Source organism: Brevundimonas sp. FG8, from assembly GCF_057808845.1.
Genome location: NZ_JBMDIU010000002.1, coordinates 507,856 through 531,828 on the forward strand (window position 1 = coordinate 507,856; position 23,973 = coordinate 531,828).

Below are 23,973 nucleotides of genomic sequence, written 5' to 3' on the forward strand. Positions count from 1 at the left end.
ACAGCGTGTATCAGCGGCGGGACAAGGTCAGGCCGCTTCCGCTTCTCCACCCTCGACACCGGCCTTGCGCAGGGCGCTGGCCCGCACCTTCTCGCTCTCTGATTTCAGCTGACCGCAGGCGGCCAGGATGTCACGGCCGCGCGGTGTCCGGATCGGGCTGGCGTAACCGGCCTTGTTCAGGATGGCCGCGAAACGCTCGATCGTCTTCCAGTCCGAGCATTCATACTCGACGCCCGGCCAGGGGTTGAACGGGATCAGGTTGATCTTGGCCGGAATGCCCTCGATCAGCTTCATCAGGGCGCGGGCTTCCTCGGGGCTATCGTTGACGCCCTTCAGCATCACGTACTCGAAGGTCACGCGGCGGGCGTTCGACAGACCGGGGTAGGCCCGGATCGCCGCCATCAGCTGTTCCAGCGGGTATTTCTTGTTCAGCGGCACCAGCACGTCGCGCAGCGGGTCGTTGGTGGCGTGCAGGCTGATGGCCAGCATGGTCTGGGTGCGCTCGCCCAGCTCGGCGATCTTCGGCACCACGCCGGAGGTCGACACGGTGATCCGGCGACGCGAGATGGCGATGCCTTCGTTGTCCGAGATGATGTCGATGGCGTTGGAGACGTGGTCCAGATTGTAGAGCGGCTCGCCCATGCCCATGAACACGATGTTCGACAGGCGGCGGTCTTCCTTGGGCGACGGCCACTCGCCCAGATCGTCACGGGCGACCTGGACCTGGGCCACGATCTCGGCGGCGGTCAGGTTGCGGACCAGCTTCTGGGTGCCGGTGTGGCAGAAGGTGCAGTTCAGGGTGCAGCCGACCTGAGACGACACGCACAGGGCGCCGGCGCGGCCCACGTCGGGGATGTAGACCGTCTCGATCTCGATGCCCGGCGCGGTGCGGATCAGCCATTTGCGGGTGCCGTCCTTCGACACCTGACGCTCGACGATCTCGGGGCGGGCCAGGGTGAAGGCCTCGGCCAGTTTGGCCTGCATGTCCTTGGCGACATTGCTCATCGCCGCGAAGTCGGTGACGCCGTAGTGGTGGATCCAGCTCCACACCTGCGATGCCCGCATCTTGGCCTTCTCGGGCGGACAGACCCCGGCGTCGATCAGCGCCTGCCGCAGCTCCGCGCGCGTCAGACCGGACAGGTTGACCGGGGCTGCAGACGGGGTCGCGGTCGTGCGCGAAAGGTCGAGCGTCAGGCTCAAGGCGGCATCCTTCGAAGTCGGGAGAACGGCCTTATACCACAGATCGCGCTGGATTTAAGGCGGGCCCATGCACGGAACGTCAACCGTCTCGTTCTATCTTTGCGTGCATGAGGCGTGAGGGACGTAAAGCCGAAGAGAAAATGGCGCGGGAGGCCGCGCGCCTCGCGCGCATCCGCCGCCGGTTCGGCAATGTACACGCGGCGCACAACCGACGGGTCGCCATAAGGCGTAGGGCGAGGCGGTTTCGGGGATCTGCGCCGCTGTTCCTGCTGGTCTTTGGGGGGATGTTTACGGCGCTGGTCCTGAGCCCCTTTACGCCCTTCGACAGCCTTCGGCATCTGGCTGCTTCAACCGGATGCGCCACAACGCGAGGGTTGGAGTTGGCGCCGGCGGTCAGGGGAAAGCCGGGTTACTGGGGATGGAATGATCAGGACGACGACGGCGTCGCCTGCGAGTCCCTGCCTTCAGCTCAGGCGGACTTTGGATTGGCGTTCAGCAGTTGCGCCGACGCGTATGGGGCAGATGCTGCCCCGGTTCGTCGCGGCCACCAGGGATACGGTCGTCATCTCGATGCTGACGGCGACGGTGTCGGATGCGAGTGGGCGAGGAATAGACAGTAGGCCCTCACTCCGCCCCATCCTCGATGTGGTGGATCTGGTCGTCATCCAGACCGAAGTGGTGGCCGATCTCGTGGATCAGGACGTGGGCGATGATCTCGCTAAGGCCGACGTCCCCACGCTCGGCCCATTCGTCGAGGATCGGGCGGCGATACAGGAATATCCGGGCGGGCTCCGCCGCCGGGCCCATGCTGTCGCGACGGCCGATGTCGACCCCATGATACAGGCCGGTCAGCTCAAACGGATCCTCCATGCCAAAGCCGGCCAAGACCTCGTCGTCCGCGAAGTCATCGACGCGGATGACGACATCGCCCGCCAGCCCTTTGAACGGCTGGGGCAGGTCGTCGAACGCGGCCTTCGCCAGCCGGGCGAAATCCTCGAGGGAGGGGGCGAGTTGATCGGACCATTGCATAGCGCGTAGGAGTTAGGGCGTAGGGCTCTGCTTGAGAAGGTCTGCACATGCGGCCGGTTCGCGCATCTCGAGACCGCGCCCCAAGCACCAAGCTCCAAGTCCTACGCCCTAGCTCCCCGCCGCCCATGCGTTATGGTTACCGAATCAGGGCTCGGGAGCTGAACGACACACATGGCCGAGGCGGACATCGCCTATGTCGCGACCGCGGGCGCCGCGGGACTGGCGCTGGCGCTCAGCGCCTGGGCCGCGCGGCTGCGTGCGCGCCTGGCCGAACGGAACACCGCGCTTGAGGCCGCCATGCAGAAGGCGAATCTCGATCTGTCCGCCCGGGACGGCGCGCTGGCGGCGTTCGAGGACGTTCGTGTCGCCCTGACGCCCGGCGGCGGGGCTGACCGACTGGGCTCGCCCGCAACATGGGACATGATTGTCCGGGATCTGACGAAGGGCGTCGAGGTCTTCCCCGATGACCCTGCCTATGTGGTTCTGGACGCCGTGCGCGGCGTGGCCGGACCGCGTGTGGATGGGCTGATCGAGCGTGGCGAGGCGTTCGACGCCGTGCTGGAAGGCGAGTCCGGTGCGTGGGCGGTCGAGGGCCGAAGCGCCGCCGGCGCCGCCTGGCTGCGCCTGTCCCGGCTTGGGCTGATCGGCACGGCGGCAGAGAGCGGGCTGGGGCTGCTGGCCGACTACTATCCGGCGCCGACCTGGGTAGTCGATGCGGGCGGGCGTCTGGCCTGGGCCAACCGCGCCTGGCTGGCCGAAATGAAGGTCGAGACGGTCGAGGCCGCGCGCGACAAGACCCTGACCTTCGACCGCGGCGCGGACGCCATCGTGGCCGAAGCCGGGCGGCTGCATCAGCGTCAGGAAGGCTTCCGCTGGACGACGGGCGGCGGACGTCGCCGCGCCTGGCGGATCGTCGCCGAGCCCGCGCCCGGCGGCGGCGTACTGGCCTTTGCCCTGGACATGACCGAGGCCGAGGAGACGCGCGACACCCTGCGTCGCCACGTCGAGGCCCATGACGAAACCCTGAACCATATCGCCGACGCGGTCGCCATCTTCGGCCCGTCCAGGCGGCTGGCGTTCCACAACACCGCCTTCCAGCAGATGTTCAGCGTCGATCCCGGCTATCTCGATGAGCGGCCGACGCATGCCGAACTGCTGGACCGCCTGCGCCAGCGCCGCCTGCTGCCCGAGGTCATCGACTATGCGGGCTGGAAGGCGCGCGAGCTGGACTTCTACGGGGCCGCCGCGGCCGCGCCGGATGACAGCTGGTCCCTGCCGGACGGGCGCACCCTGCGCGTCGTGCGTCAGCCGCACCCGCTGGGCGGGGTCCTGCTGCTGTTCTCGGATATCACTGACGAGCTGAAACTGCGCAGCCGCTTCAACGCCCAGATCCAGGTCCAGACGGCGACGCTCGACAAGCTCAACGACGCCGTCGCCGTGTTCGGTTCCGACGGCCGTATCCGCCTGCACAACGAGGCGTTCGAGACCTTCTGGAGCGTGACCGGCGAACAGCTGCGCGCGGCCGGGGATTTCGACGCCGTCGCCGCCCTCTGCCAGAAGACCATGCCGGACCAGAGCCTCTGGCTGGGCCTGAAGGCGCGGGTTGCTGATCCGGACCCCGAAAGCCGTGTGCCGATCTCGGGCGAGGGACGCACCGCCGATGGTCGCGTGGCCGCCTGGCAGACCCGCCCGCTTCCCGACGGCGCTACACTGGTGGCCTTCTCGGATGTCACCGCCCGCCGTGAGCTGGAGCAGGCGCTGGCCGCCAAGGCGCAGGCGCTGGAAGAGTCCACGGCATTGAAGCGCGAGTTCGTGGGCAGCGTCTCCTATGAACTGCGCACACCGCTGACGACCATCGTCGGCTACTCCGAACTGCTGGAACTGCAAGGCGATCTGCCCAAGCGAAGCCGGCAGCACGCGGGCGCCATCCGCGTCGCCGCCAGCCAACTGGCGACCTCAATCGACGATGTGCTGGACATGGCCCAGATTGATGCGGGCGAGATGGAACTGACATTGGGCGATGTCCGGGTCAGCGATCTTCTGGACACCGCAGCCGAAAAGGTGCGGGCCCGGATCGAGGGCCGGGGCGCGACCCTGACCGTGACTTGTCCGGCGGGTCTGCGTCCCATCCGCGCCGATGCGCAGCGGGTCGGGCAGGCGCTGGAGCATCTTCTGGACAACGCCGCCCGTGCGGTGGGCGAGGGCGGCTCGGTCAATCTGATCGCCGAGGGCGCACCTTCCGAGATCCGTCTCCGGGTCGAGGACAGCGGGCGGGGTATTCCCTACCATCTGCAAGCCCATGTCTTTGATCGCTTCGTCCGGCGCGAGCGGGGCGGCCCGGGGGTCGGTCTGGCGCTGGTGAAGGCGCTTGTCGAGTTGCACGGCGGCTGGGCCGAGGTGGAGAGCGAACCCGGCAAGGGCGCGGCCTTCATTCTGCATCTGCCCCTGGAAGCAGCGAGCGTCGCCGCCGCGCCGGAGTTGCGGCTCGGCTAGTTTGGTATAGAGCGGCGGAGAACTTCAGGATCCGCCCTATGGCCAAGCTGCTCAAGACCGCCCTCATCTACGACTTCGACGGCACCCTCGCCCGCGGGAACATGCAGGAAGTCAGCTTCATTCCGTCCGTGGGCATGGGCATCGGCGACTTCTGGGGCGAGGCCGAGGCGCTGACCAAGGAAGCCGACGGCGACGGCATCCTGATGTACATGCAGCTGATGCTGCAGCACGCCCGCCAGAACGGCGCGCCGATCACCCGCGAGGGGCTGCGTGAGCACGGGCAGGACGTGAAGCTGTTCGACGGCCTGAAAAGCGACCTGACCGGCAAGGGCTGGTTCGAGCGCATCAACGCCAAGGGCCGCGAGTACGGCTTGGATATCGAGCACTACATCGTCTCCGCCGGGCTGGAGGAGATGATCGACGGCTGTCCGATCCGCGATGAGTTCCACCATGTGTTCGCGTCGAAATTCGTCTACGACAAGGATGGCGTCGCCATCTGGCCGGCGGTGGGTGTGAACTACACCACCAAGACTCAGTACCTCTTCCGCATCAACAAGGGCGTGCTGAACCACTGGGAGCACGACAAGATCAACAAATTCATGGCTGACGACGCCCGCCCGATCCCGTTCGAGCGGATGATCTTCCTGGGCGACGGGGACACCGACGTTCCGACCATGAAGATGATGCACACCAAGGGCGGCTTCTCGGTCGCCGTCTACGATCCGCGTAACTCCGAGCGGGACCAGAAGAAGATCTATTCGCTGATCTCGGAGGATCGCGTGAACTTCGTCGCGGCCGCTGACTATCGTGAGGGCTCGGCGCTGGACCTGATCGTGAAGGGCCTGATCGGCCGTATCGCCATCACCGCCAAGACCATGCCCGAAGGCATCTGATCGCTGCATCCGGAACCGTCATCGGCGGCGACTACCCTTATGAAGGCGGATGAACCGCCGGGGGAGATGTCCATGCTGACCCGACTGACCGGCCTGCTGACGCTGATCACCGCCCTATTGTTCGGAGGGGCGGCCATGGCGCAGGACGTGACCCAAAGGCCCATCGCGGGTTTCCCGCACGCCGTCCTCTATACTGTGGGGGACCAGCCGAAGCCCGTCGTCGTCATCCTGCACGGCGCGGACGGCAACGATGAGGCCGGCGTTCGCTTCGGCCCCATCCTCGCCCGCATGGGATACGCCGCTGTCGGGCTTCCCTACTATTCGCCGAACTGGGGCGAGTACGGCCCGCCGCCGAAATTCCCGAACCTTCCGGGGAGCTTCATCGACATTCGGGTCGATCAGATCGCGGAACTGCGCGAGGCGCTGCGCGGCATGGCGGGCGCCGACGTGGAGCGGTTCGGCCTGTTCGGGGTGTCCAAGGGCGCCGAATTCGCCCTGATCGCGGGCAGCCGCTATCCGTGGATCGACAGCATTGTCGCCTATGCGCCGACCGACGTGGTCTGGGAGGGCTGGGGTCTGGAAATGGTGGAAGCAGAGGGGACGCGGTCGTCCTTCTCCTTCAATGGCCGTCCCCTGCCGTTCACGCCCTATCGCGGCTTTGTGGAAGGCCTGTTGGCCGGTCCTGCCGCCGACCTGCGCGCGATCCACGAGAATGGCCGAGCCGATCACCCGGACAAGGCCGCCGCAGCGCGCATCCCGGTTGAGGCCTATCCGGGGAACCTGTTGCTCATCGCCGGGGGACGGGACGCCCAGTGGAACGCGTCCGCCGCCGCCACGACCATTCTGGAAACCCGGACCCGCGCTGGTTTGGAGACCACGGCCCTCATCTACCCGGATGCGGGCCATGATCTGGTCGGCGACGGCGGCGTGCGCCAGGTGGAGCGTAGCGGGGGCTCTCCCGAGGCCGATGCGGCGGCTCGTCAGGACGCTTGGCCCAAGGTCGTGGCCTTCATGGCGCGAACGCTCGACTAACGGCCGCCGGCCCGCAGATAGGCCGCACGAGCGTCTGCCAGACGCGATGGGGTCAGGCCGCGCAAGCTGGCTTGGCCTGTGCGTTTGAAGCCTGCCTCCTGCCCTTTTGACCACGCCAACTCGGCTTCTATGGCGATGCCTTGGGTCAGATCGACGATCTGGACCTGTTTGGGCACGGCCAGGTTGCGGTCCAATCGCACCTTCAGGCCGGTGGCCGAGACGTCGGCGATGAGGCACGGCATTTCCAGCCCGGGCGCGACCACGATTCCTCGCGCGTTGACGGGTGAGCGCGGTTCAAGGCGACGGTCCTGGAAAGTCATGAGGTGATAGTGACCGGCAGACGGTTTCGATCCAGTTGCACAATGACGTCCGCGCGTACCCCGCCGTCGATCATTCGACGGGTAAGACGTTCGAAATACTGGATGAAATCGGCGATCCCGTGACATTCTTCGGGCGTCAGGGGGCGACCGCGCAGGCTTTCTTCCTGTTCGCAGCGCCAATCGAGAACGGTGTCGAAGCCCGGGGCGCGGAGGTACAGTCGCGCATCCAGTCGGTCCGCCAGCGCCAGATAGCGGGCGCCTGCCGCGTCGTTCACAGCTTTGCGCCAGACGGCGTCCGGGTCCTGTTTGCGCTCGAGGATGTTCAAGGGGGTTGCGAGAGCGTCCGCGGCTTCAGGCAGGGCGCCGAGGCACCAGCCGTCGATCAGGATAACGCGGGGGCGTCCGCGAAAGCGTGACCAGTCGTCTTCCGACAGCCGGTCGTCGGTGAGCTTGTCGAAGACGGGCAGCGGAGTTTCGCTATCCGGATCGGCGTTGGAGAGGGCTATGATTGTCCGCTCCAGAAGACCGAGATCGTGTGTTCCGGGCGGGCCGCGTGTGGCGAACAGAGGGTGGATGTCTAGCGCGAGGTCAGCCCGTTCGCCCCGCGTCAGATAGACATCATCCAGCGAGAGCTGCACCCCACCGAACGCCCCGGCGGCCTTGCGCGCCAGTGTCGTCTTGCCCGAGCCCTGCGATCCCGCGACGCCGATGACTGGCGGACGATCCTGTGGCCCCGCCGCGATCAGGCGGCCGACCACGGCGATCAGGTCGAGGCTCAGTGCTGGTTTTCCGGCAGGCGGACCACCAGACCCTCCAGATCATCCGAGACGCGGATCTGGCAGGACAGGCGGCTGTTCGGCTGAACGTTCTCCGCGAAGTCCAGCATGGACTCCTCCATAGCGGACGGACGGCCCGTTTCGGCCTGGAACGCTTCGTCCACATAGACGTGGCAGGTCGCGCAGGCGCAGGCGCCGCCGCAGTCGGCGTCGATGCCCGGGACATTGTTCCGGATCGCGCCTTCCATCACGCTGAGGCCGTTCTTGACCTCCACGGTGTGCTCTTTGCCGTCGTGCTCGACGTAGGTGATCTTGGCCATGTGGGGCTGCTATCAGACTATGAACGGGCGACATAGACCCAGGCGTCGAGCCCGGATTCCAGTGTCACCCGGATGCGGTGGTAATCATCGACCTCATAGTCGTCGGCGGCATGCAGCTCGGCGTCGGTGACGCGGAAGACCACGCCCTCGATCCGTCCTGAACCGTCCGTCGTAGGTCGAACAATCGGGTGGTGGGTCAGGCCGCTCTCGGCGATCACGTTCGGATCGGTGATCTCGACCATGGTCCGCTCATAGCCGCCCAAGGCGTCCGCCAAGCCATCCAGCCGTCGCCCGAAGTTCACCCCCTGCACCTGCGGGTCCTGAAGGGTGCCGTAGGAGAAAAGGAGAACTTCGGTCATCCGGGTCAGGCCGAGGCCTTTTCCTTCTTGCGGCTCGGCGAGACCATCAGTTTCTTGGTCTCGGCGATGGCCTTGGCCGGGTTCAGCCCCTTCGGGCAGACCTGGGCGCAGTTCATGATCGTGTGGCAGCGATAGAGCTTGAACGGGTCCTCGAGATCATCGAGGCGCTTGTCTGTCGCGTCATCGCGGCTGTCAGCGATCCAGCGGTAGGATTGCAGCAGGGCCGCCGGGCCGAGGTATTCTTCCTGGTTCCACCAGTAGCTCGGGCATGAGGTCGAGCAACAGGCGCACAGGATGCACTCGTACAGACCGTCCAGCTTGGCGCGGTCCTCCGGCGACTGCAGACGCTCCGTGGTCGGATCGGGCTCGTCCGACTGGAGGTAGGGCTGGATCGAGTCGTACTGGGCGTAGAACAGGCTCAGGTCGGTCACCAGATCCTTGACCACCGGCTGGTGCGGCAGAGGCGCGATCGAGATTGTGTCCGAGGCGCACTCGTCCATGCCCTTGGTGCAAGCCAGTGTGTTGCGTCCGTCGATGGTCATCGAACACGAGCCGCAGATGCCCTCGCGGCACGACCGGCGGAAGGCGAGGGTCGGGTCGATCTCGTTCTTGATGTGGATCAGGGCGTCCAGGAGCATCGGCCCATGATCGTCGGCCGAGACCTCGAAGATGTCCCAACGCGGATCGGCGTCGACCTCGGGATCATACCGATAGACCTTGTAGGTCTTGACGTTCTTCGCGCCGGCGGGGGCCTTGTGAACCTTGCCGGTGGTGGGCTTCGAGCCCCGGGGGAGAGCAAGCTGGACCATTAGTACACCCGCGCCTTGGGTTCGATGTACGAGACCTCGTCGGACATCGTGTAATTGTGCACCGGACGATAGTCGATCTTCACCGCGTCTCCCGGGGTCTTCCAGGCGAGGGTGTGCTTCATCCAGTTTGTGTCGTCGCGATCCGGATAGTCCTCGCGGGCGTGGGCGCCGCGCGATTCCGTCCGGTTCAGGGCCCCCTCGATGGTGACAAGGGCCTGATCGATCAGGTTGTCGTACTCGAGGGTTTCGACCAGATCGGTATTCCAGATCAGGCCGCGATCCGTGGTCTTGATGTCATTGCCCTGGGCGTGGATGGCGCGCAGTTTGGCGACGCCTTCCTCCAGCGTCTTGCCGGTGCGGAACACGGCGGCGTCCGACTGCATGGCCCGCTGCATCTCTATGCGCAGCTTGGCGGTCGGGGTTGAGCCGTCGGCGAAGCGGAAGCGGTCCAGACGGGCCAGGTGGCTATCGGTTGTCGAGGCCGGGGCGTCCGGCACCTTCGACGTCTTGTCGACGACCTCCCCGGTGCGCAGACCGGCGGCCCGGCCGAACACGACCAGATCGGTCAGGGAGTTGGAGCCCAGACGGTTGGCGCCGTGCACCGAGACGCAGGCGGCTTCGCCCACGGCCATCAGGCCCGGAACCACGCTGTCCGGGTTGCCGTCGCGCAGCGTCAGCACCTCGCCGTGATAGTTCGTCGGGATGCCGCCCATGTTGTAGTGGACCGTCGGCAGGACAGGGATCGGCGCCTTGGTGACGTCGACGCCGGCGAAAATCTTGGCCGATTCCGAAATGCCGGGCAGGCGCTGGTGCAGGATCGCCGGATCGAGGTGATCCAGGTGCAGGAAGATGTGGTCCTTGTTCGGACCCACGCCGCGGCCTTCGCGGATTTCGATGGTCATGGAGCGGCTGACCATGTCGCGGGGGGCCAGGTCCTTCACGGTCGGCGCATAGCGCTCCATGAAGCGCTCGCCTTCCGAGTTGGTCAGGTAACCGCCTTCACCACGCGCGCCCTCGGTGATCAGGCAGCCGGCGCCGTAGATGCCGGTCGGGTGGAACTGCACGAACTCCATGTCCTGCAACGGCAGGCCGGCGCGCAGCACCATGGCGTTGCCGTCGCCGGTGCAGGTGTGGGCCGAGGTGGCCGAGAAATAGGCGCGACCGTAACCGCCGGTGGCCAGAATGACCATCTTGGCGCGGAAGCGGTGCAGGGTGCCGTCGTCCAGCTTCAGCGCGGTCAGGCCGGTGCAGGCGCCGTCCTGCATGATCAGGTCCAGGCCGAAATATTCGACGAAGAACTCGACCTCGCGACGGACCGACTGGCCGTAGAGGGTGTGAAGAATGGCGTGACCGGTGCGGTCGGCGGCGGCGCAGGTGCGTTGCACCGGGCCTTCGCCGTAGTTGCGGGTCATGCCGCCGAAGGCGCGCTGGTAGATCTTGCCTTCGTCGGTGCGTGAGAACGGCACGCCCCAGTGTTCCAGCTCATAGACCGCCTTGGGGGCCTCACGGACCAGATACTCGATGGCGTCCTGGTCGCCCAGCCAGTCCGACCCCTTCACGGTGTCGTACATGTGCCATTTCCACGAGTCCTCGCCCATGTTGCCGAGCGAGGCGGAGATGCCGCCCTGCGCCGCGACGGTGTGCGAGCGGGTCGGGAACACCTTGGTGACGCAGGCGACCTTCAGGCCCTGCTGGGCGGCGCCGAGAGCGGCGCGGAGGCCGGAGCCGCCGGCGCCGAGGACGACGACGTCATATTCGTGATCGACAAATTCGTAAGCAGCCACCGGTCAGGCTCCGATACCCGCCGGCAGAGGGGCGGAGCCCAGAGCCAGACGCACGATGAAGAAGACGCTGGCCGCGGCCAGGGCGAAGAAGAAGAGGTTGACCAGGAACAGCGACAGGCCCTTGGCGCCCGGCGTGTGAACATAGTCCTCGACGATCACCTTCCACGCGAGGGCGGCGAAGGTGGAGAAGATGATGGCCGTGGCGGCCAGCAGGACGGCGTTCACCGGGCTGGCGAACCAGTCCATCACCATAGCGTGGGAGGCGCCGGTCAGGCTGAAGGCGACCCAGCCCACCCACAGGCCCAGCGGCATCAGCAGCAGCAGGCAGACCCGCTCCAGCGCCCATTCTTTCGCGCCGTGACGCTCGGAAATCTTGACGTTCTTCTTGAACTTTGCCGGACCGCTCACAGCGAAACCCTCCCGGTGGCGAACAGGGCCGCCCAGAACAGGATCGCCAGCGGGATCGGCGCCCACACGGCGATGTTGGACAGCAGAGTGGCCGACTTCAGCGTCAGGCCGTTGCCGGTGTCATTGATCAGGTGGCGCCCGCCGTTCAGCACGAACGAGAACAGCACCACGGTCAGGCCGAAGCCGATGAACAGGCCGAATGGCGAGCCGGCGAGCCCGCGGGCCGTCTCATAGGCCTCGGGCCCGCAGGCGGCCAGTCCCAGCCAGGCCAGCCCGAAGAAGGCTCCGACGCTTGCGGCGCCGATGGTGACACGGAACAGGATCGAGGCCGTCATGGTGACGTGCCAGCGCCAGGTCTGCAGATGGGGCGAAAGGGGCGTGATGCGGCCGTTGGGCTGACGCACGAAGCGACCGGTCCGGTCGGTCGCCTTGTCACCCGTCGTTGGGGAGCTCGACATTTGCGAATGGTTCTCAAAAAACCTGAGCGAAATCAGTCGCTCGAAATCGGTGAACAGGCTTTAGTCAGCGACGGCGGGAGGGTCAACGCAGCCAAGGTTCACAACTTTCGCCCGATGACCTCACGGACGGCGCGTTTTCTCATCACAATTTCGAGCGCGGGCGATCTGTAGTAGCTTTGGAAACCTTCGCACGGCAGCTTAAGGCGCATGTCAGGCCTTATCGTCTTCGCACTTGCGGGCGCTCTCCTGCAGCAGTCCGCCCCGCATCCCTCCTCGCAGGTGCTGTATTCGGCGCCCGCGATCCGTCCGTTCGAGCCGAACTCCAGCTTCGGAAGAGAAAACGCACAGGGAGACGGCGACGAAACCCAACGGCCCCCGCTGGCCGCCGCGGTCTCTGTCGACGCCTATGCGCGGTCCTATGAGTTTGTGCCGGGGGCGGTCGAGGTCGCCTACAATCGTGGCGTGACCAATGCCGAGCTTCGGGTTGATCAGACCTCCGGGCCGCTCGACGGGAGCTGGCGCGTGTCTGATGAGAGGGGTCACGTCCTGTTCGGTCTGGTGATGAGCGATCCGCGCAGCGGTCCGGTCGAGGGCGGCTGGCGTAATCCGGACGGCTTCGGCGTCGCCACGGCCAGCGGTCGCACCATCACGCTGGAAGGCATGGGGGTTCTGACGCTGGAGCCCGCGCGCGGCGGCGGCTGGCGGGGAACCCTGGCCTCCAACGGCCGGTCCCGGGCTGTGTCGGTCTCTCGCCCCGACTGATCGTTACTGGCTGAGCCGCAGCCGGGAAATTGCAGCCTGCAGCGCGGGCGCCCCATAGGGCGTCGCGGGCCCTCGACCCCAGACCGGATCGGGCCAGACGGCGTCGTCATGACGGCGTCCGACGACGTGCACATGCAATTGGGCCGTGATGTTGCCGATGGCGCCGACGTTCAACTTCTGAACCGGACGGCCTGATGTCTCACCGAGCAGCCGCACCATATCGCCGGCCCTCAGGACTTCGTCCATCAGGGCCGTGCGCTCGTCCCGCCCCAGATCTTCCAGTTCGTGTAGCCCGGTCCGCCGGGGGATGAGGATCAGCCACGGGAAGCGGCTGTCATCCTGCAGCCGCACCTGACACAGCGGCCAGTCGAGGGCGATGACGGACCCGGCGTCGAAGGCGGGGTCGGCTTTGAAGTCAGTGGACATGACGCCTCGGTCGCCTGTCGGTGGCCGGGCGTCAAGCCGTCCGGTCAGTTCAGGGCGTAGACCACGCAGGCGCGGTCGGTCAGTTCACGCAGCGGCGGTTGCAGCGCCAGCCTCGCCGCCTCGATCTGGGCCTCGGTCGGCGCGCCGGCTCCGGCGGGTGGAGGCGGCGGAGGGGGAGGCGGCGGCGCTCCCGGTGCGCGCTGGACGCGAGCGCCGGTCACCGCGACGTCCTCGACCGTTGTTGCGCCTTCGACGCCGGAACTGTAGGACGGCCAGCCGGCCAGGACATCCGTCTCGCACGCTCGCCCGGTCGGGTCGATGACCCTGACTCCGCCGAGGTCAGCTCCGGCGTTCCCGGCGGCGGCGCGGGCGCGGCGGGCCGCATCCTTGACCGCCTCGCCCTGCAGCCAGGTCTTCACCGCATTCTCCGCCTCGAGATTGAAGCGCACGGCGCTGACGGAGGTCGGCTGGGAGGCGATCACCGTCGCATAGGCGCGTTCCAGCACAGACACGTCCCGGAGGGTCACCGAGACGCTGGCGTCGGCCTGATAGCGGGCGATGCGGTCGGCGCGGACGTTGTCGCGCAGGACGCCGTTCTCATCGCGATACTGGTCGTAGATCGGTCGGGTGGTGATCGAGGTCTCCACACGGGCGACATCGACGCCATAGGCGGCCAGCGCCTGACTGAGGGCGCGGACCTGATCGGCGGCCTTGCGCGAGGCCTCGGCGGCGGTGCGCTCGACCGACTGGAAGGTGGCGTTGAAGGCGGCCCGGTTGGCCGGAACCTCCGTGCGAACATAGCCGACCGAAGCAATGACCGGATCGCGCATCCACCAGGGGGCGGGGACGTAACGATCGCCAATCGCGGCGGGCGGGGTCTGGGCGAGGCCGACGGATGGCGCGAGGGCCGATCCGAGGGCGGTGAAGGTCAGCAGGACGGCGGTTAAACGAGACATTCCGGTACTCCCTGTCGCCCGGTCAGCCTGACGCGCGCGGGCCGGCCGGGAAAGGGCACGGGACCTTGTCGTCAGGTCTTGTCAGGTCTGGGATAGGGGTCGGAAATACCTGTATCCTGTGCGGCGCGGATCACCGGATTTTCGGCGGTTCAATGCGATCCTCATTCCTCCCGGCGGAGACCCTTCATGCCCCTCGACGCCCTGCGCGACCAGATTCCGGCCTATGCCCGCGACATTTCCCAGAACATGGACTCGTTGATCGAGGAGACCATTCTGAGCGAGCAACAGAAGTGGGGTTGCTTCCTCGCTTCGGCTCACGGCATCGGCGTCGCGCCGGTGGTGAAGGCGATTGAGGCCCAGGCCACGACTGTCCTGTCGCCTGAAGCCATGAGCGTGGCCAAGTCGGCGGCGGCCATCATGGGCATGAACAACGTCTACTTCCGGGCGCTGCACATCATGAAGAACCCCGAGTACGCCACGCTTCCGGTTCGCCTGCGCATGAACGTGAACCGCAATCCGGGCGTCGAGCGGGTTGACTACGAGCTCTGGGCTCTGGCGGTGTCGGCCATCAACGGCTGCGGCGCCTGTCTGGACGCACATGAAGCGACGCTGCGCGAACATGCCGTGCCCAACACGCAGATCCAGTGCGCGCTCCGGATCGGCGCGGTGGTCCATGCGGTCAGCCGCATAGTGTCGTCAGAGGCGGCTCTGGCCTCCTAGGGCTGCATAGCGACGGGCGAGGCCCAGTCGGTATCCTTCAGAGCTGCGGCATAGGTCCGGCTGACCGGCGCGACGAGCGAGTCAGAAAGGCGCAACTCGCCCCGTCCCCCCTTCCAGCGGGCGGTTTCCACCCCGGCTCGCGCCACCCACCACGAGCGATGGGTCTGGAAGCCGTCGCAGTCGGACAGCGCCGCCAGCGCATCGCTGAATCGCATCAGGATCAGGCTGGAGCCGGCCTCGGTGTGGATGCGCAGGTAGTGGTCCTCCGCCTGTACGGCGATCAGCCTTGAGCGCGCCAGCCGGGGTGTCAGCTTCGCCCGGATCGCCGGGGGCGTCTGGTTGTCTGCGACCGGCAAGCGAGCATTCGGCGCCGCCATCCTGCGAATTGCGGCGGATGCGATGATGATCGCGATGTTGACGGTCAGCACATCGGGCAAGAGCGGCAGATAGCTTTCCGCAGCGGCGTGGGGCCCGAAGAACACGACCGGAATCACGGACACCCAGCCGGTGATCGGCAAGGTCATCACCGGCAATTGAATGGTGATGAACAGAACCGGGCGATCCCGGAAGATGTGTCTGAGGGCCACCTCGACCAGGGCGGCGATGACCCCGCCGCCGATCAGCGCCATCTGCCAGTAGATGTTACGCAGCCCCGGGCTCATCGCGCCCGTGCCGAAGGCTTCAATCGCGGACAGGAAGAGTCCGAGAAGGACCAGTGCGTTGAATTCCGCAACGGTCGCGCGACCCAGAAGGGGGCGCCGCAGGACATTGATCAACTGCACCTTGGTCACGCGCGGCCCCGTTCGCGAAGGAACCTGCTCCGTTCGCGAACGGAACGCTGACACGTCCCCGGGGGGTGGTTCAAGCCGCCCTTCTCAAACAGGGGAGCGGTCTTGTGAAGCGATTGATGAAGGTGGCGGGGTTCAGTCTTCTGATCCTGATGGCGCTGGGGGTCGCCTTGCTGAGCGCGCGTTATCTGGCGCCCGATCCGGCATTCCCCGCCCCGCCGGTCATCCCGCATCTGGAGCACCGGCCGTGGGCGCTGGTCGTTCATGTCGCCGGGGGGGTCACGGCCCTGACGCTCGGGCTGTTCCAGTTGGTTACCCGCAGAGGCGTGCGCCTGCGGTGGCATCGGTTCGCCGGACGGGGCTATGTGCTCGCCTGTCTGTCCAGCGCGGTCGCGGGGGCGTGGCTCGCCCTGACAACGTCGGCGGGACCAATCGCTGGCGTGGGTTTCGGCGGCTTGGCGGTGGTGTGGTTCTTCACGACCGTCATGGGGTGGCTTAAGGTCATTCGCGGTGATCTGACCGGTCATCGGCGCTGGATGATCCGCAGCCTTTCGCTGACGCTGGCTGCGGTCACGCTGAGAGTTCTGCTGCCCCTCGCGGCCCTCAGCGGGCTGCCGTTCGAAGAAGCCTACCGCGCCATCTCATTCCTGTGCTGGCTGCCCAACCTGCTGATCGCGGAGCTGTGGTTGTGGCGGGTCCACGGAGCCGACAGTTCGCCCGTGGTCAGGCCCCCGGCGTCTCGCCGTGCTCCACATAATGCATCAGGCGGTCGTACTGGCCCTGCATGACGGCGTCGACGCCGTCAGCCCAAGCCCCGACGCCCGCGCCTTCGACCCTGAACGTCATGATCACCGTCACATCCGCGGCGTTCGCGTCTGGCCAGCTGAAGGTCAGGTCGGCCCTGGATGTCCGGCCCTTCAGAGGGCCCAGCGCCGCGTTCAGGCTCAAGTGGTCATCATCCAGCAGAATGACCCGACCATGCTCGAAGGACGTGCCGTCGGCCAATCGTTCACAAAGACAGGCGCCGGGCTCAAGCCGGATCGACAGATTGGAGGCATCGCCGCTGTAGGTATGTGCGCCGTCCCACCAGGCGCCGATGGATTCGAGCGCCATTACGACCTCGCCCGCCGAAGTCTCGATGGACCTGGCGTACCGAAGGGTGAAGCCGTCGGCGCTCCGCTCCACCACTTCCGCGGCGGCGGGGCCCGCCGGCAAGGCCAGCGCCCCGGCGATGAGCAGTGATTTCAGCATGGCCCTTCCTCCTGACAGCCAATGGCCGCCGATCAGAGGGCGGCGTCAAGTCAGGCGGACTGGAAGGTCAGGGGCGCGCCCCAGAACTGGCTGACCCGCTCGGACTGCGGACCCGGATTTCCGGTGGTCAGGAAGTCACGACGGCCGGAGCCGCCGAGCGCGTACTCCGGGTGCCGTGCGAAGTAGCGCTCCAGCGCATCGGCCACGGCGGCGGGCTGGTGAATGATCGCGGTTTCAGCCGGCAGGGCGGCGGCGAAGATATCGGCGACGATCTCGTAGTGGGTGCAGCCGAGGATCGCCTTGTCCGGGTGGCGGCCGATGCGCCGACGCAGGGCGTCGACATGATCACGGACCACGACTTCCAGCTCCTCTGTCGGCGCGCCCAGCTCGATCAGGCCCGCCAGACCGGGGCAGGGTTCGGAGAAGACGGCCAGATCCTCGCGGCGCTTGTCGATCTCGATCTCATAGACCCGGCTCATGGCCGTGGCGGCGGTGCAGAAGACGCCGTTGACGGCGATAGCCTCGACCTTCTCACCTTCCGCCCGATGCTCGGCTTCATAGGTCCAGGGCAGGCCGGTGGCGGCTTCGATGGTCGGCACGATGATGCCCAGCACATTGACCGGGCGGCCATGACGCGCCCGCGCTTCCGGCACCCAGGTCTGTTGCAGGCGGCGCAGGGCGATGGCGCTGGCGGTGTTGCAGGCCAGGACGATGACATTGGCTCCGGCCTCGAACAGCCGTTCGCAGCCCGCGCGGGTCAGATCGACGATTTCCTCGCCGCCTCGGCCGCCATAGGGGGCGTTGGCCTGATCGGCCAGATAGACGAAATCCCGCTCGGGAAAGCGTCGGGTCAGTTCACGGTGGACGGTCAGCCCGCCCACGCCGGAGTCAAAAACGCCAATGGCCATGGGCGCGATTTAGCCGCGCCGCCCGCTTCCGTCCATGGCTGGAGCTTCGGCCTCGTTCGTGTGACAGTCCGCCCGCTCCGGGTCCAGGGTCCGGGGAAACGAACCGACGCTACGGAGTTCCCATGCACAGACGCCATCTTCTCATCGCCGGAGGCAGCCTTATGGCTTTGACCGCCACCGCAGGCTGCGCGACGACCGGAGGCGCCGCGGGCTCCACCGGCGGTATGGCCGAGGACGCCCGGGTCGCCCGCGCTGTCCTGCCGGTTCAGACGCCGCGCGCCGAGCTGCTGCAGGTCTGGACCGGGCCTTATGAGGGCGTGCCCCCGTGGGACAAGGTCACCGCGCCGAAGCTCCGTGAAGCGATCCTTGAAGGCATCGAGCTGCGTCGCGCCGAAATCACGGCCATTGCCGACAACCCCGACGCCCCGACCTTCGCCAACACCTCGGTCGCCATGCAGATGGCGGGTGAACCGCTGGGTCGGGCCATGGCCCTGTTCGGCGTGATGACCTCGAACATCGGCTCGGCCGACTATCAGGCGCTGGATCGTGAAGTCTCGCCCCTGCTCTCCGCCGCGGGCGATGAGATCACCTTCAACGAAAAACTGTTCAACCGCATCAAGACGGTTGCCGACAACGCACAGGCCATGGGCCTGACCGCCGAACAGACCCGCATCGTCACCCGCAGCCGCGATGCCTATATCCGGGGCGGCGCCGCCCTGGACGCGGGCAAGAAGGCCGAGCTGGGCCGCATCAACACCGCCCTGTCCAACGCCTTCACCAGTTTTGGCCAGAAGGTCGTGGCGGACGAAAACACCTGGACGGTCATCACGACCGAAGCGGGCGTGGCCGGTCTGCCCGCCTCGAACAAGGCCGCCGCCGCCGCCGCTGCGCGCAGCCGCAATGTTCAGGGCTGGGCCATCGTCAACACGCGCTCGAGCGTCGATCCCTTCCTGACCTTCGGCGACGACCGCGCCCAGCGCGAGATCGTGTGGCGCAAGTTCGTGAACCGTGGCGACAACGGCGACGCCAACGACACCAATGCGACCATCGCCGAGATCGTTCGTCTGCGGGATCAGCGCGCCAAGCTGCTGGGCTATCGCAACCACGCTGAACTGCGCATGCAGGACACCATGGCCAAGACCCCGGCCGCCGCGATGGACCTGATGAACCGCGTCTGGGCTCCGGCCAAGGCCCGTGTGGCCGAGGAAGTGGCGGACATGCGCGCCATCGCCGGCCATGACATCGAGCCCTGGGACTACCTGTACTACGCCGAGAAGGTGAAGAAGCAGAAGTACGACCTCGATCAGAACGAGCTGAAGCCCTACTTCGAACTGGGCGCGGTCAAGCGTGGCGCCTTCTACATGGCCGAACGTCTGTATGGTCTGGAGTTCAAGGCCCTGCCGAAGGGCGTGGTCCCGGGCTTCACGCCGGACGTCGAGGTGTTCGAGGTCAACGACAAGGCGACCGGTCGCAACGTCGGCCTGTTCTATTCGGACGATTTCGCCCGCGCCGGCAAGCGCTCGGGCGCCTGGGCGACCAGCTATCGCTCGCACTCGACCTATGACGGTCGCAAGAATGTCCTGTCCTCGAACAACAACAACTTCACCAAGCCGGGCGAGGGCGAGCCCCTGCTGATCTCGCTGGACGACGCCGAGACCCTGTTCCACGAGTTCGGCCACGCCCTGCACTCGTTGAACTCCACGGTGAACTATCCGGCGCTGGGCGGCACGCCGCGCGACTTCGTGGAGTATCCGTCACAGGTGCATGAACACTGGGTGCTGTCGCGCCCGATCCTTGACGGCTTCATGAAGCACTATCAGACCGGCGAGCCCATGCCGCAGGCGCTGGTGGACAAGGTCGAGCGCGCCTCCACCTTCAATCAGGGCTATGCGACCGTCAGCTATCTGTCGTCAGCGCTGGTTGATATGGACCTCCACACCCAGGCCACGCCGCCGACCGACATCGACGCCTTCGAACGCGACAGCCTGGCGCGCTACGGCATGCCGAAGGAGATCGTGATGCGGCACCGCCTGCCGCAGTTCAATCACCTGTTCACGTCGGACGCCTACTCCGCCGGCTATTACAGCTACCTTTGGTCGGAGGTGATGGACGCCGACACCTGGGCCTACTTCGAGGAGTCTGGCGACGTCTTCAATCCGGAGATCGGCCGTCGTTACAAGGAGATCATCTTGGCGCCGGGCAACACCACGGATCGGGGCGAAGCCTACCGCGCCTTCCGTGGCCGCGACCCGGACGTGGCGGCCCTGTTGCGGGTGCGGGGCTTCCCCACCAGCTGAGGCTGACAGATCTGTACAAAGGAAAGGCCGGTGGTTCGCCACCGGCCTTTCTCACTGGGTGGGCGAGGCTGAGGCGGCGCCCGTCGCAAGATCAGTAGGCCACGACGGCCCGGCTGGCGGCGTAGTCGACCTGGGCTGTGCCGGGCAGTTGGCGCAGGGCTTCGCGGCGGACAGCGGCTTCGCAGAAGTCGCGGTCGCTCAGGCGGCTGCCCGGACGGCGGGCGGTCCGGCACAGGTCGCGAGCGGCGACCTCGATGCGCTGATCGAGCGCGGCGGCGCCCGCCGACGAGGCCAGGTTCAAATCGGCCCATTGGATGCGGGCCTCCTGCGCCGACGCCGAACCGGCGGCGAGGAGGGACAGGGCGGCGGTCAGGGAAGCGAGGGTCTTCATGGCGGTCTCCTGCGGAGCGCTGCGTCACTCGGGGGTGGTGACGGAAGGCCGTATGAGCCGCGCCTGTTTCAGGCCCGTGAGACTTCGACGGCGAAATCGAGACGCCGCATTAAATCGCCGAAACCTGACCGTTGATCAGCCGCTGTTGCGCAAACCGGCGGCCACGCCGTTGAGCGCCAGAAGGATGCCTTCACGGACGCGGGGGTCATCGTCCCCGGCGCGCCGGCGGCGGATCAGTTCGATCTGCACGTGGTTCAGCGGCTCGACATAGGGCATGCGCAGCCGGATCAGCCTGTCCAGTTCGGGTTGGCCGCCCAGCAGGGCCTCCTGACCGGTAATGGCCAGAACCGCAGCCTCCGTTCGGTCCCACTCGGCCCGGATGGCTGAGAACACCCGATCCGCCAGAGCGGCGTCCGGAACAAGACCGGCGTAGCGTTTGGCGATGGTCATATCCGCCTTGGCCATGACCATCTCCATGTTCTGGATCAGGGTCCGGAAGAAGGGCCAGTCGCGGTGCATGGCCTGAAGCTCATCGACCGATACGCCCTCGACGGCTGAGCCGAAGCCGAACCAGCCCGGCAGCATGACCCGGCTCTGGCTCCAGCTGAACACCCATGGAATGGCCCGTAAATCCTCGATGGCGGTGGACGCGGTGCGTGAAGCAGGCCGCGACCCGATCTTCAGATCGGCGATCTCCGCGATGGGGGTGGCGGCGCGGAAATAGTCGACGAAGCCGTCGGTCTCATAGACCAGCGCCCTATAGGCGCTCATCGAGGCCTGCGAGAGCTTCGACAGGGTCGCGCCATGCTTTGCGGTCAGCTCTGCGTCGGGTGGCGGCGCCAGTGACGCCAGCAGGACGCCGCAGGTCAGGGCGTCCAGATTGCGACGGGCCACCTCGGGCTCACCGTATTTGTTGGCGATAACCTCGCCCTGCTCCGTCACGCGGATACGTCCGGCGACGGTGCCCTGCGGCTGACCCAGCACGGCGGCGAAGCTGGAGCCGCCGCCACGGCCCACCGCGCCGCCCCGACCATGGAACAGCTGCAGACGCAGGCCGGCCCTGTCGGTCACCTCAAGCAGGGCGCGCGACGCCTCGTGCAACTCCCACGTCGAGGTCAGATAAGACCCATCCTTGTTGGAGTCCGAATAGCCGATCATCACCTCCTGCACCCCGCGCGCCTTCGCGACGGCGAGGGCGGACGGTTCCTTCAACAGGCGTTCCAGCGTCGGCTGCGAGGCCCGCAGGTCGCCGATGGTCTCGAACAGGGGCGCGGCCTGAACAGGGCAGGACGACGGGTCCTCCGGCCGGAACAGTCCGACCTCCTTCAGCAGCAGATAGACCTCCAGAAGGTCAGAGGCGGCGTCGGTCTTGGAGACGATGTGCGTCCGGATGGCTTGCGGACCGAACAGGCGCAGGGCCTCGGCCGCCGCCTGCAGGATGCGCCGTTCCTTCAGAGTCTCTTCGGCATAGGTCTCATAGGGATTAAACAGCAGACGCCCGGAAGCCAGCTCGGAAGCCAGAACCGCCAGCCGGGCTTCCTCGCTCAGCGCCGAGTAGTCGTCCGTGACACCGGCCACCTTCAGCAGGTCCGCCACGACCCGCTCGTGCACGTCAGAGTTCTGGCGCAGGTCCAGCGTCGCCATGTGGAAGCCGAACACATCGGCGGCGGTAATCAGGCGGGCCAGCCGGTCTTCCGCGAAGACCGCGCCGTGGTTGGCGACCAGACTGTCCTGCAAGACGGCCAGATCGGCCCGGAAGGCCGACGGGCCCTCATAGGGCTCGGCCGCGAAGGCGGCGGCGCGAGGGGCGGGCTGGCCGGTGAGGATCGGGTGTGTCGCCGCCAGCCGGGCGTAGATCTGGCTCAGGACCTTCCGGTAGGGCTCGTCCGCCCGATGCTCGGAGTGATCGCCCGAAATACCGGCCAGCGCGGCAAGCTCGGGCGAGATCACGCTCATCGAGCCTGAGAGGCTCAATTCGGCGCCCAGCGCATTCACCTCGTCCAGATAAAAGCGCAGGACGGCCCGGGCTTGGGTCCGGAAGGCGGCGGTCAGAACCTCCCCGGTGACGTTGGGGTTGCCGTCGCGGTCACCGCCGACCCAGGTGCCGATGCGGATGAAAGGCTCCAGATCTGGCGCGTCCAGCCGCTTGCGCCAATCCGCGAGCTGGGCCGGGGCGACGTGCAGGAAGATGCGTTCGAGGAAGGAGACGACGGTGTCGATCTCATCCTGCACCACCAGTCCGGCCTGCCGGACCAGTCGCGTGGCCCACAGGATCGTGGTCTGTCGGCGCAGACCTGCATCCCGGGTCTCGACATCGCAAGCGGAGCCGTTCTGGTCGCAGGCGTCCAGCAGGTCCGAGACGGCGGCGATACGGTCGATCACGCTCTTGCGGCGGACTTCGGAGGGGTGGGCGGTCAGGACCGGGGAGATCAGGGCGGTCTTCAGCAGGTCACGCGCGTCGTTCGTGGACTGTCCGGCGGCCCTAAGCCGTTCCAGCGCGCCTTCCGGCGTATCCGGTCGGGCGCCCGAGACGGTCTGTTCCCGCGCGCGCCGCTTGCCCGCCCGGTCCTCGGCGACATTGGCCAGAAGGGAGAAGACGGCGAAGCCGTGCGCCAGCCCAACCGCCTGATCCAGCGAAAGCTCGCCCAGCAGGGTCTCAAGCAGGCGGGCGTCCTTCTCGCCGGCGTTCCGGTGCCAGGCGACTGAGGCCTGCCTCACGGCCTCGATCCGGTCGTAGAGTTCGCGCCCGCCCTCGGCGAGGATCACCTCGCCCAGAAGTCCGCCCAGCAGTCGGACTTCTTCGCGCAGCCGGTCGTCGGCGGCCTGGATCATGGTGGTGTCTCGCAGCGAGGAGGCCGGGAGCGTCACCGTATCAGGGGTTTCGGAATGGGCCATGCCTGACGCCAACGCCGAAACCGAAAGTGCGTTCGGCCCGCCGTTTGCAGTTTCCGACCAGAAGCCCGGCCCGCGTGCTGGGTACCCAGAGGAAATGTCATGTCCATTTCGTTGGTTAGTAGTCTGCTGAGCGGCATCGCCGGTCTGACCGGTACGGATTCGACCCGGCAGAATTCGCCGTCCACCCAAGGTTCCGCACGGGACACGGCCCGCTCGGACATTGAGGACATTCGTCAGAAAGGCCTGACGGAATGGGCGCGTGAACAGAAGATGGAGGCGTTGAAGGAGAAGCTTCGCGCTGAAATCCTGTCGGACAAGGGCATGACCGAGCAGGGCGTCGATGCCTTGCCGCAGGAGCAGGGCGCCTCAATCGAGGGTGAGATCGCCCGCCTGATCCAGCAGAAGCTGGAGGAAACCATGCAGCAGCAGGTGCAGGACGCCGCCCGCAACGGAAAGACCGAGGCCGTCCTGCTGGACATCGTGGTATGACCGACGGCGTCAGGTCCTGAGTCGACAAACGCTCGACTTTCCGCCATAAGCCGCCGCTTCCGACGCAAGTGAACCTGCGTCTCCTCCCACACGACCCCGGTTTCGACCGGACGAGGTGGGCGAGAACCCTCTGCCGACGTGATCGTCGCCAGAGGTTGTCTTCGTATGGAGCCGCCCCACCTGCGCAGGGTTTGTGGCCGATTTTCCGG

26 protein-coding genes are annotated in these 23,973 nt (G+C 66.7%); 9 read left to right on the forward strand and 17 right to left on the reverse strand.

The genetic code is table 11. From position 1 onward, the window contains the following. Positions 1 to 27: 27 nt before the first annotated feature. Complete coding sequence (gene rlmN, locus ACODRV_RS06080; protein ID WP_488907733.1) at positions 28 to 1,200, reverse strand: dual-specificity RNA methyltransferase RlmN; 1,173 nt, start codon at positions 1,198 to 1,200, stop codon at positions 28 to 30. Positions 1,201 to 1,484: 284 nt separating this feature from the next. Between rlmN and ACODRV_RS06085 the strand changes: the two genes are divergently transcribed. After that, positions 1,485 to 1,820, forward strand: a complete 336-nt coding sequence (locus ACODRV_RS06085) for an excalibur calcium-binding domain-containing protein (protein ID WP_141628176.1) — start codon at positions 1,485 to 1,487, stop codon at positions 1,818 to 1,820. Between the two features lie 4 nt (positions 1,821 to 1,824). On the opposite strand, the gene ACODRV_RS06090 is transcribed toward ACODRV_RS06085, so the two are convergent. Further along, complete coding sequence (locus ACODRV_RS06090) at positions 1,825 to 2,229, reverse strand: metallopeptidase family protein (protein ID WP_141625449.1); 405 nt, start codon at positions 2,227 to 2,229, stop codon at positions 1,825 to 1,827. Between the two features lie 171 nt (positions 2,230 to 2,400). Between ACODRV_RS06090 and ACODRV_RS06095 the strand changes: the two genes are divergently transcribed. The 3 genes from ACODRV_RS06095 to ACODRV_RS06105 all read left to right on the forward strand — a co-directional run bounded on the left by ACODRV_RS06095 (position 2,401) and on the right by ACODRV_RS06105 (position 6,647). Continuing rightward, positions 2,401 to 4,722, forward strand: a complete 2,322-nt coding sequence (locus ACODRV_RS06095) for a PAS domain-containing sensor histidine kinase (RefSeq protein ID WP_488907734.1) — start codon at positions 2,401 to 2,403, stop codon at positions 4,720 to 4,722. Between the two features lie 38 nt (positions 4,723 to 4,760). Further along, complete coding sequence (locus ACODRV_RS06100) at positions 4,761 to 5,615, forward strand: HAD family hydrolase (RefSeq protein WP_141625451.1); 855 nt, start codon at positions 4,761 to 4,763, stop codon at positions 5,613 to 5,615. A gap of 72 nt (positions 5,616 to 5,687) precedes the next feature. Continuing rightward, positions 5,688 to 6,647: a dienelactone hydrolase family protein gene (locus ACODRV_RS06105; protein WP_488907735.1), complete on the forward strand. Its 960-nt coding sequence runs from the start codon at positions 5,688 to 5,690 to the stop codon at positions 6,645 to 6,647. On the opposite strand, the gene ACODRV_RS06110 is transcribed toward ACODRV_RS06105, so the two are convergent. The 8 genes from ACODRV_RS06110 to sdhC are packed head-to-tail and all read right to left on the reverse strand — an operon-like array spanning position 6,644 to position 11,881. Beyond that, positions 6,644 to 6,967 carry a PilZ domain-containing protein gene (locus ACODRV_RS06110; protein WP_488907736.1) on the reverse strand — a complete coding sequence of 108 codons (324 nt, stop codon included), beginning with the start codon at positions 6,965 to 6,967 and terminating at the stop codon, positions 6,644 to 6,646. The two genes, ACODRV_RS06105 and ACODRV_RS06110, sit on opposite strands and share 4 nt — an antisense overlap. Continuing rightward, on the reverse strand, positions 6,964 to 7,725 hold the full coding sequence (locus tag ACODRV_RS06115; protein WP_488907737.1) for a kinase: 762 nt from the start codon (positions 7,723 to 7,725) through the stop codon (positions 6,964 to 6,966). The genes ACODRV_RS06110 and ACODRV_RS06115 overlap by 4 nt, the downstream gene beginning before the upstream one ends. A 17-nt stretch (positions 7,726 to 7,742) precedes the next feature. Continuing rightward, positions 7,743 to 8,063 (reverse strand): 2Fe-2S iron-sulfur cluster-binding protein, encoded by a 321-nt coding sequence (locus ACODRV_RS06120; RefSeq protein WP_488907738.1) that lies wholly within the window; start codon positions 8,061 to 8,063, stop codon positions 7,743 to 7,745. A 17-nt stretch (positions 8,064 to 8,080) separates the two neighbouring features. Further along, positions 8,081 to 8,422 (reverse strand): gamma-glutamylcyclotransferase family protein, encoded by a 342-nt coding sequence (locus ACODRV_RS06125; protein WP_488907739.1) that lies wholly within the window; start codon positions 8,420 to 8,422, stop codon positions 8,081 to 8,083. A gap of 5 nt (positions 8,423 to 8,427) precedes the next feature. After that, positions 8,428 to 9,231: a succinate dehydrogenase iron-sulfur subunit gene (locus tag ACODRV_RS06130; protein ID WP_141625457.1), complete on the reverse strand. Its 804-nt coding sequence runs from the start codon at positions 9,229 to 9,231 to the stop codon at positions 8,428 to 8,430. Next, positions 9,231 to 11,015: a succinate dehydrogenase flavoprotein subunit gene (gene sdhA, locus ACODRV_RS06135; RefSeq protein WP_488907740.1), complete on the reverse strand. Its 1,785-nt coding sequence runs from the start codon at positions 11,013 to 11,015 to the stop codon at positions 9,231 to 9,233. The genes ACODRV_RS06130 and sdhA overlap by 1 nt, the downstream gene beginning before the upstream one ends. A 3-nt stretch (positions 11,016 to 11,018) precedes the next feature. Beyond that, a complete protein-coding gene (gene sdhD, locus ACODRV_RS06140; RefSeq protein ID WP_141625459.1) occupies positions 11,019 to 11,423 on the reverse strand; it encodes a succinate dehydrogenase, hydrophobic membrane anchor protein in 405 nt (134 codons plus the stop codon). Then, a complete protein-coding gene (gene sdhC, locus ACODRV_RS06145; RefSeq protein ID WP_488907741.1) occupies positions 11,420 to 11,881 on the reverse strand; it encodes a succinate dehydrogenase, cytochrome b556 subunit in 462 nt (153 codons plus the stop codon). Before sdhC ends, sdhD begins: the two co-directional genes overlap by 4 nt. Positions 11,882 to 12,088: 207 nt before the next feature. Here sdhC and ACODRV_RS06150 point away from each other — a divergent pair, with 207 nt between their 5' ends. After that, positions 12,089 to 12,643 carry a hypothetical protein gene (locus ACODRV_RS06150; RefSeq protein ID WP_141625461.1) on the forward strand — a complete coding sequence of 185 codons (555 nt, stop codon included), beginning with the start codon at positions 12,089 to 12,091 and terminating at the stop codon, positions 12,641 to 12,643. Positions 12,644 to 12,646: 3 nt separating this feature from the next. On the opposite strand, the gene ACODRV_RS06155 is transcribed toward ACODRV_RS06150, so the two are convergent. Both ACODRV_RS06155 and ACODRV_RS06160 read right to left on the reverse strand, forming a co-directional pair. After that, positions 12,647 to 13,069 (reverse strand): HIT domain-containing protein, encoded by a 423-nt coding sequence (locus ACODRV_RS06155; RefSeq protein ID WP_141625462.1) that lies wholly within the window; start codon positions 13,067 to 13,069, stop codon positions 12,647 to 12,649. A 44-nt stretch (positions 13,070 to 13,113) separates the two neighbouring features. Further along, the gene (locus tag ACODRV_RS06160) at positions 13,114 to 14,025 is read right to left on the reverse strand and encodes an SIMPL domain-containing protein (RefSeq protein WP_141625463.1); all 912 of its coding nucleotides are present in this window, start codon (positions 14,023 to 14,025) and stop codon (positions 13,114 to 13,116) included. Between the two features lie 186 nt (positions 14,026 to 14,211). Between ACODRV_RS06160 and ahpD the strand changes: the two genes are divergently transcribed. Beyond that, entirely contained in the window at positions 14,212 to 14,745 is a 534-nt protein-coding gene (gene ahpD, locus ACODRV_RS06165) for an alkylhydroperoxidase, AhpD family (protein WP_488907742.1), read from the forward strand. On the opposite strand, the gene ACODRV_RS06170 is transcribed toward ahpD, so the two are convergent. Continuing rightward, positions 14,742 to 15,536, reverse strand: a complete 795-nt coding sequence (locus ACODRV_RS06170) for a LytTR family DNA-binding domain-containing protein (RefSeq protein ID WP_141625465.1) — start codon at positions 15,534 to 15,536, stop codon at positions 14,742 to 14,744. The two genes, ahpD and ACODRV_RS06170, sit on opposite strands and share 4 nt — an antisense overlap. Positions 15,537 to 15,640: 104 nt before the next feature. On the opposite strand from ACODRV_RS06170, the gene ACODRV_RS06175 reads away from it, so the two are divergent. Next, positions 15,641 to 16,321 (forward strand): DUF2306 domain-containing protein, encoded by a 681-nt coding sequence (locus ACODRV_RS06175; protein WP_488907743.1) that lies wholly within the window; start codon positions 15,641 to 15,643, stop codon positions 16,319 to 16,321. Here ACODRV_RS06175 and ACODRV_RS06180 read toward each other — a convergent pair. Both ACODRV_RS06180 and ACODRV_RS06185 read right to left on the reverse strand, forming a co-directional pair. Then, positions 16,257 to 16,784, reverse strand: coding sequence for a hypothetical protein (locus ACODRV_RS06180; protein ID WP_488907744.1), 528 nt, complete (start codon positions 16,782 to 16,784; stop codon positions 16,257 to 16,259). The genes ACODRV_RS06175 and ACODRV_RS06180 overlap by 65 nt on opposite strands. A gap of 50 nt (positions 16,785 to 16,834) precedes the next feature. Then, positions 16,835 to 17,692 (reverse strand): glutamate racemase, encoded by an 858-nt coding sequence (locus ACODRV_RS06185; protein WP_141625467.1) that lies wholly within the window; start codon positions 17,690 to 17,692, stop codon positions 16,835 to 16,837. A 161-nt stretch (positions 17,693 to 17,853) separates the two neighbouring features. On the opposite strand from ACODRV_RS06185, the gene ACODRV_RS06190 reads away from it, so the two are divergent. Further along, positions 17,854 to 19,989, forward strand: a complete 2,136-nt coding sequence (locus tag ACODRV_RS06190; RefSeq protein ID WP_488907745.1) for a M3 family metallopeptidase — start codon at positions 17,854 to 17,856, stop codon at positions 19,987 to 19,989. A 91-nt stretch (positions 19,990 to 20,080) separates the two neighbouring features. On the opposite strand, the gene ACODRV_RS06195 is transcribed toward ACODRV_RS06190, so the two are convergent. Next, positions 20,081 to 20,380 carry a UrcA family protein gene (locus ACODRV_RS06195; RefSeq protein WP_488907746.1) on the reverse strand — a complete coding sequence of 100 codons (300 nt, stop codon included), beginning with the start codon at positions 20,378 to 20,380 and terminating at the stop codon, positions 20,081 to 20,083. A gap of 135 nt (positions 20,381 to 20,515) precedes the next feature. Then, positions 20,516 to 23,275 (reverse strand): phosphoenolpyruvate carboxylase, encoded by a 2,760-nt coding sequence (gene ppc, locus ACODRV_RS06200; RefSeq protein WP_488907747.1) that lies wholly within the window; start codon positions 23,273 to 23,275, stop codon positions 20,516 to 20,518. Positions 23,276 to 23,374: 99 nt separating this feature from the next. Here ppc and ACODRV_RS06205 point away from each other — a divergent pair, with 99 nt between their 5' ends. Next, a complete protein-coding gene (locus tag ACODRV_RS06205; RefSeq protein WP_488907748.1) occupies positions 23,375 to 23,764 on the forward strand; it encodes a hypothetical protein in 390 nt (129 codons plus the stop codon). The last annotated feature ends 209 nt before the right edge of the window (positions 23,765 to 23,973 follow it).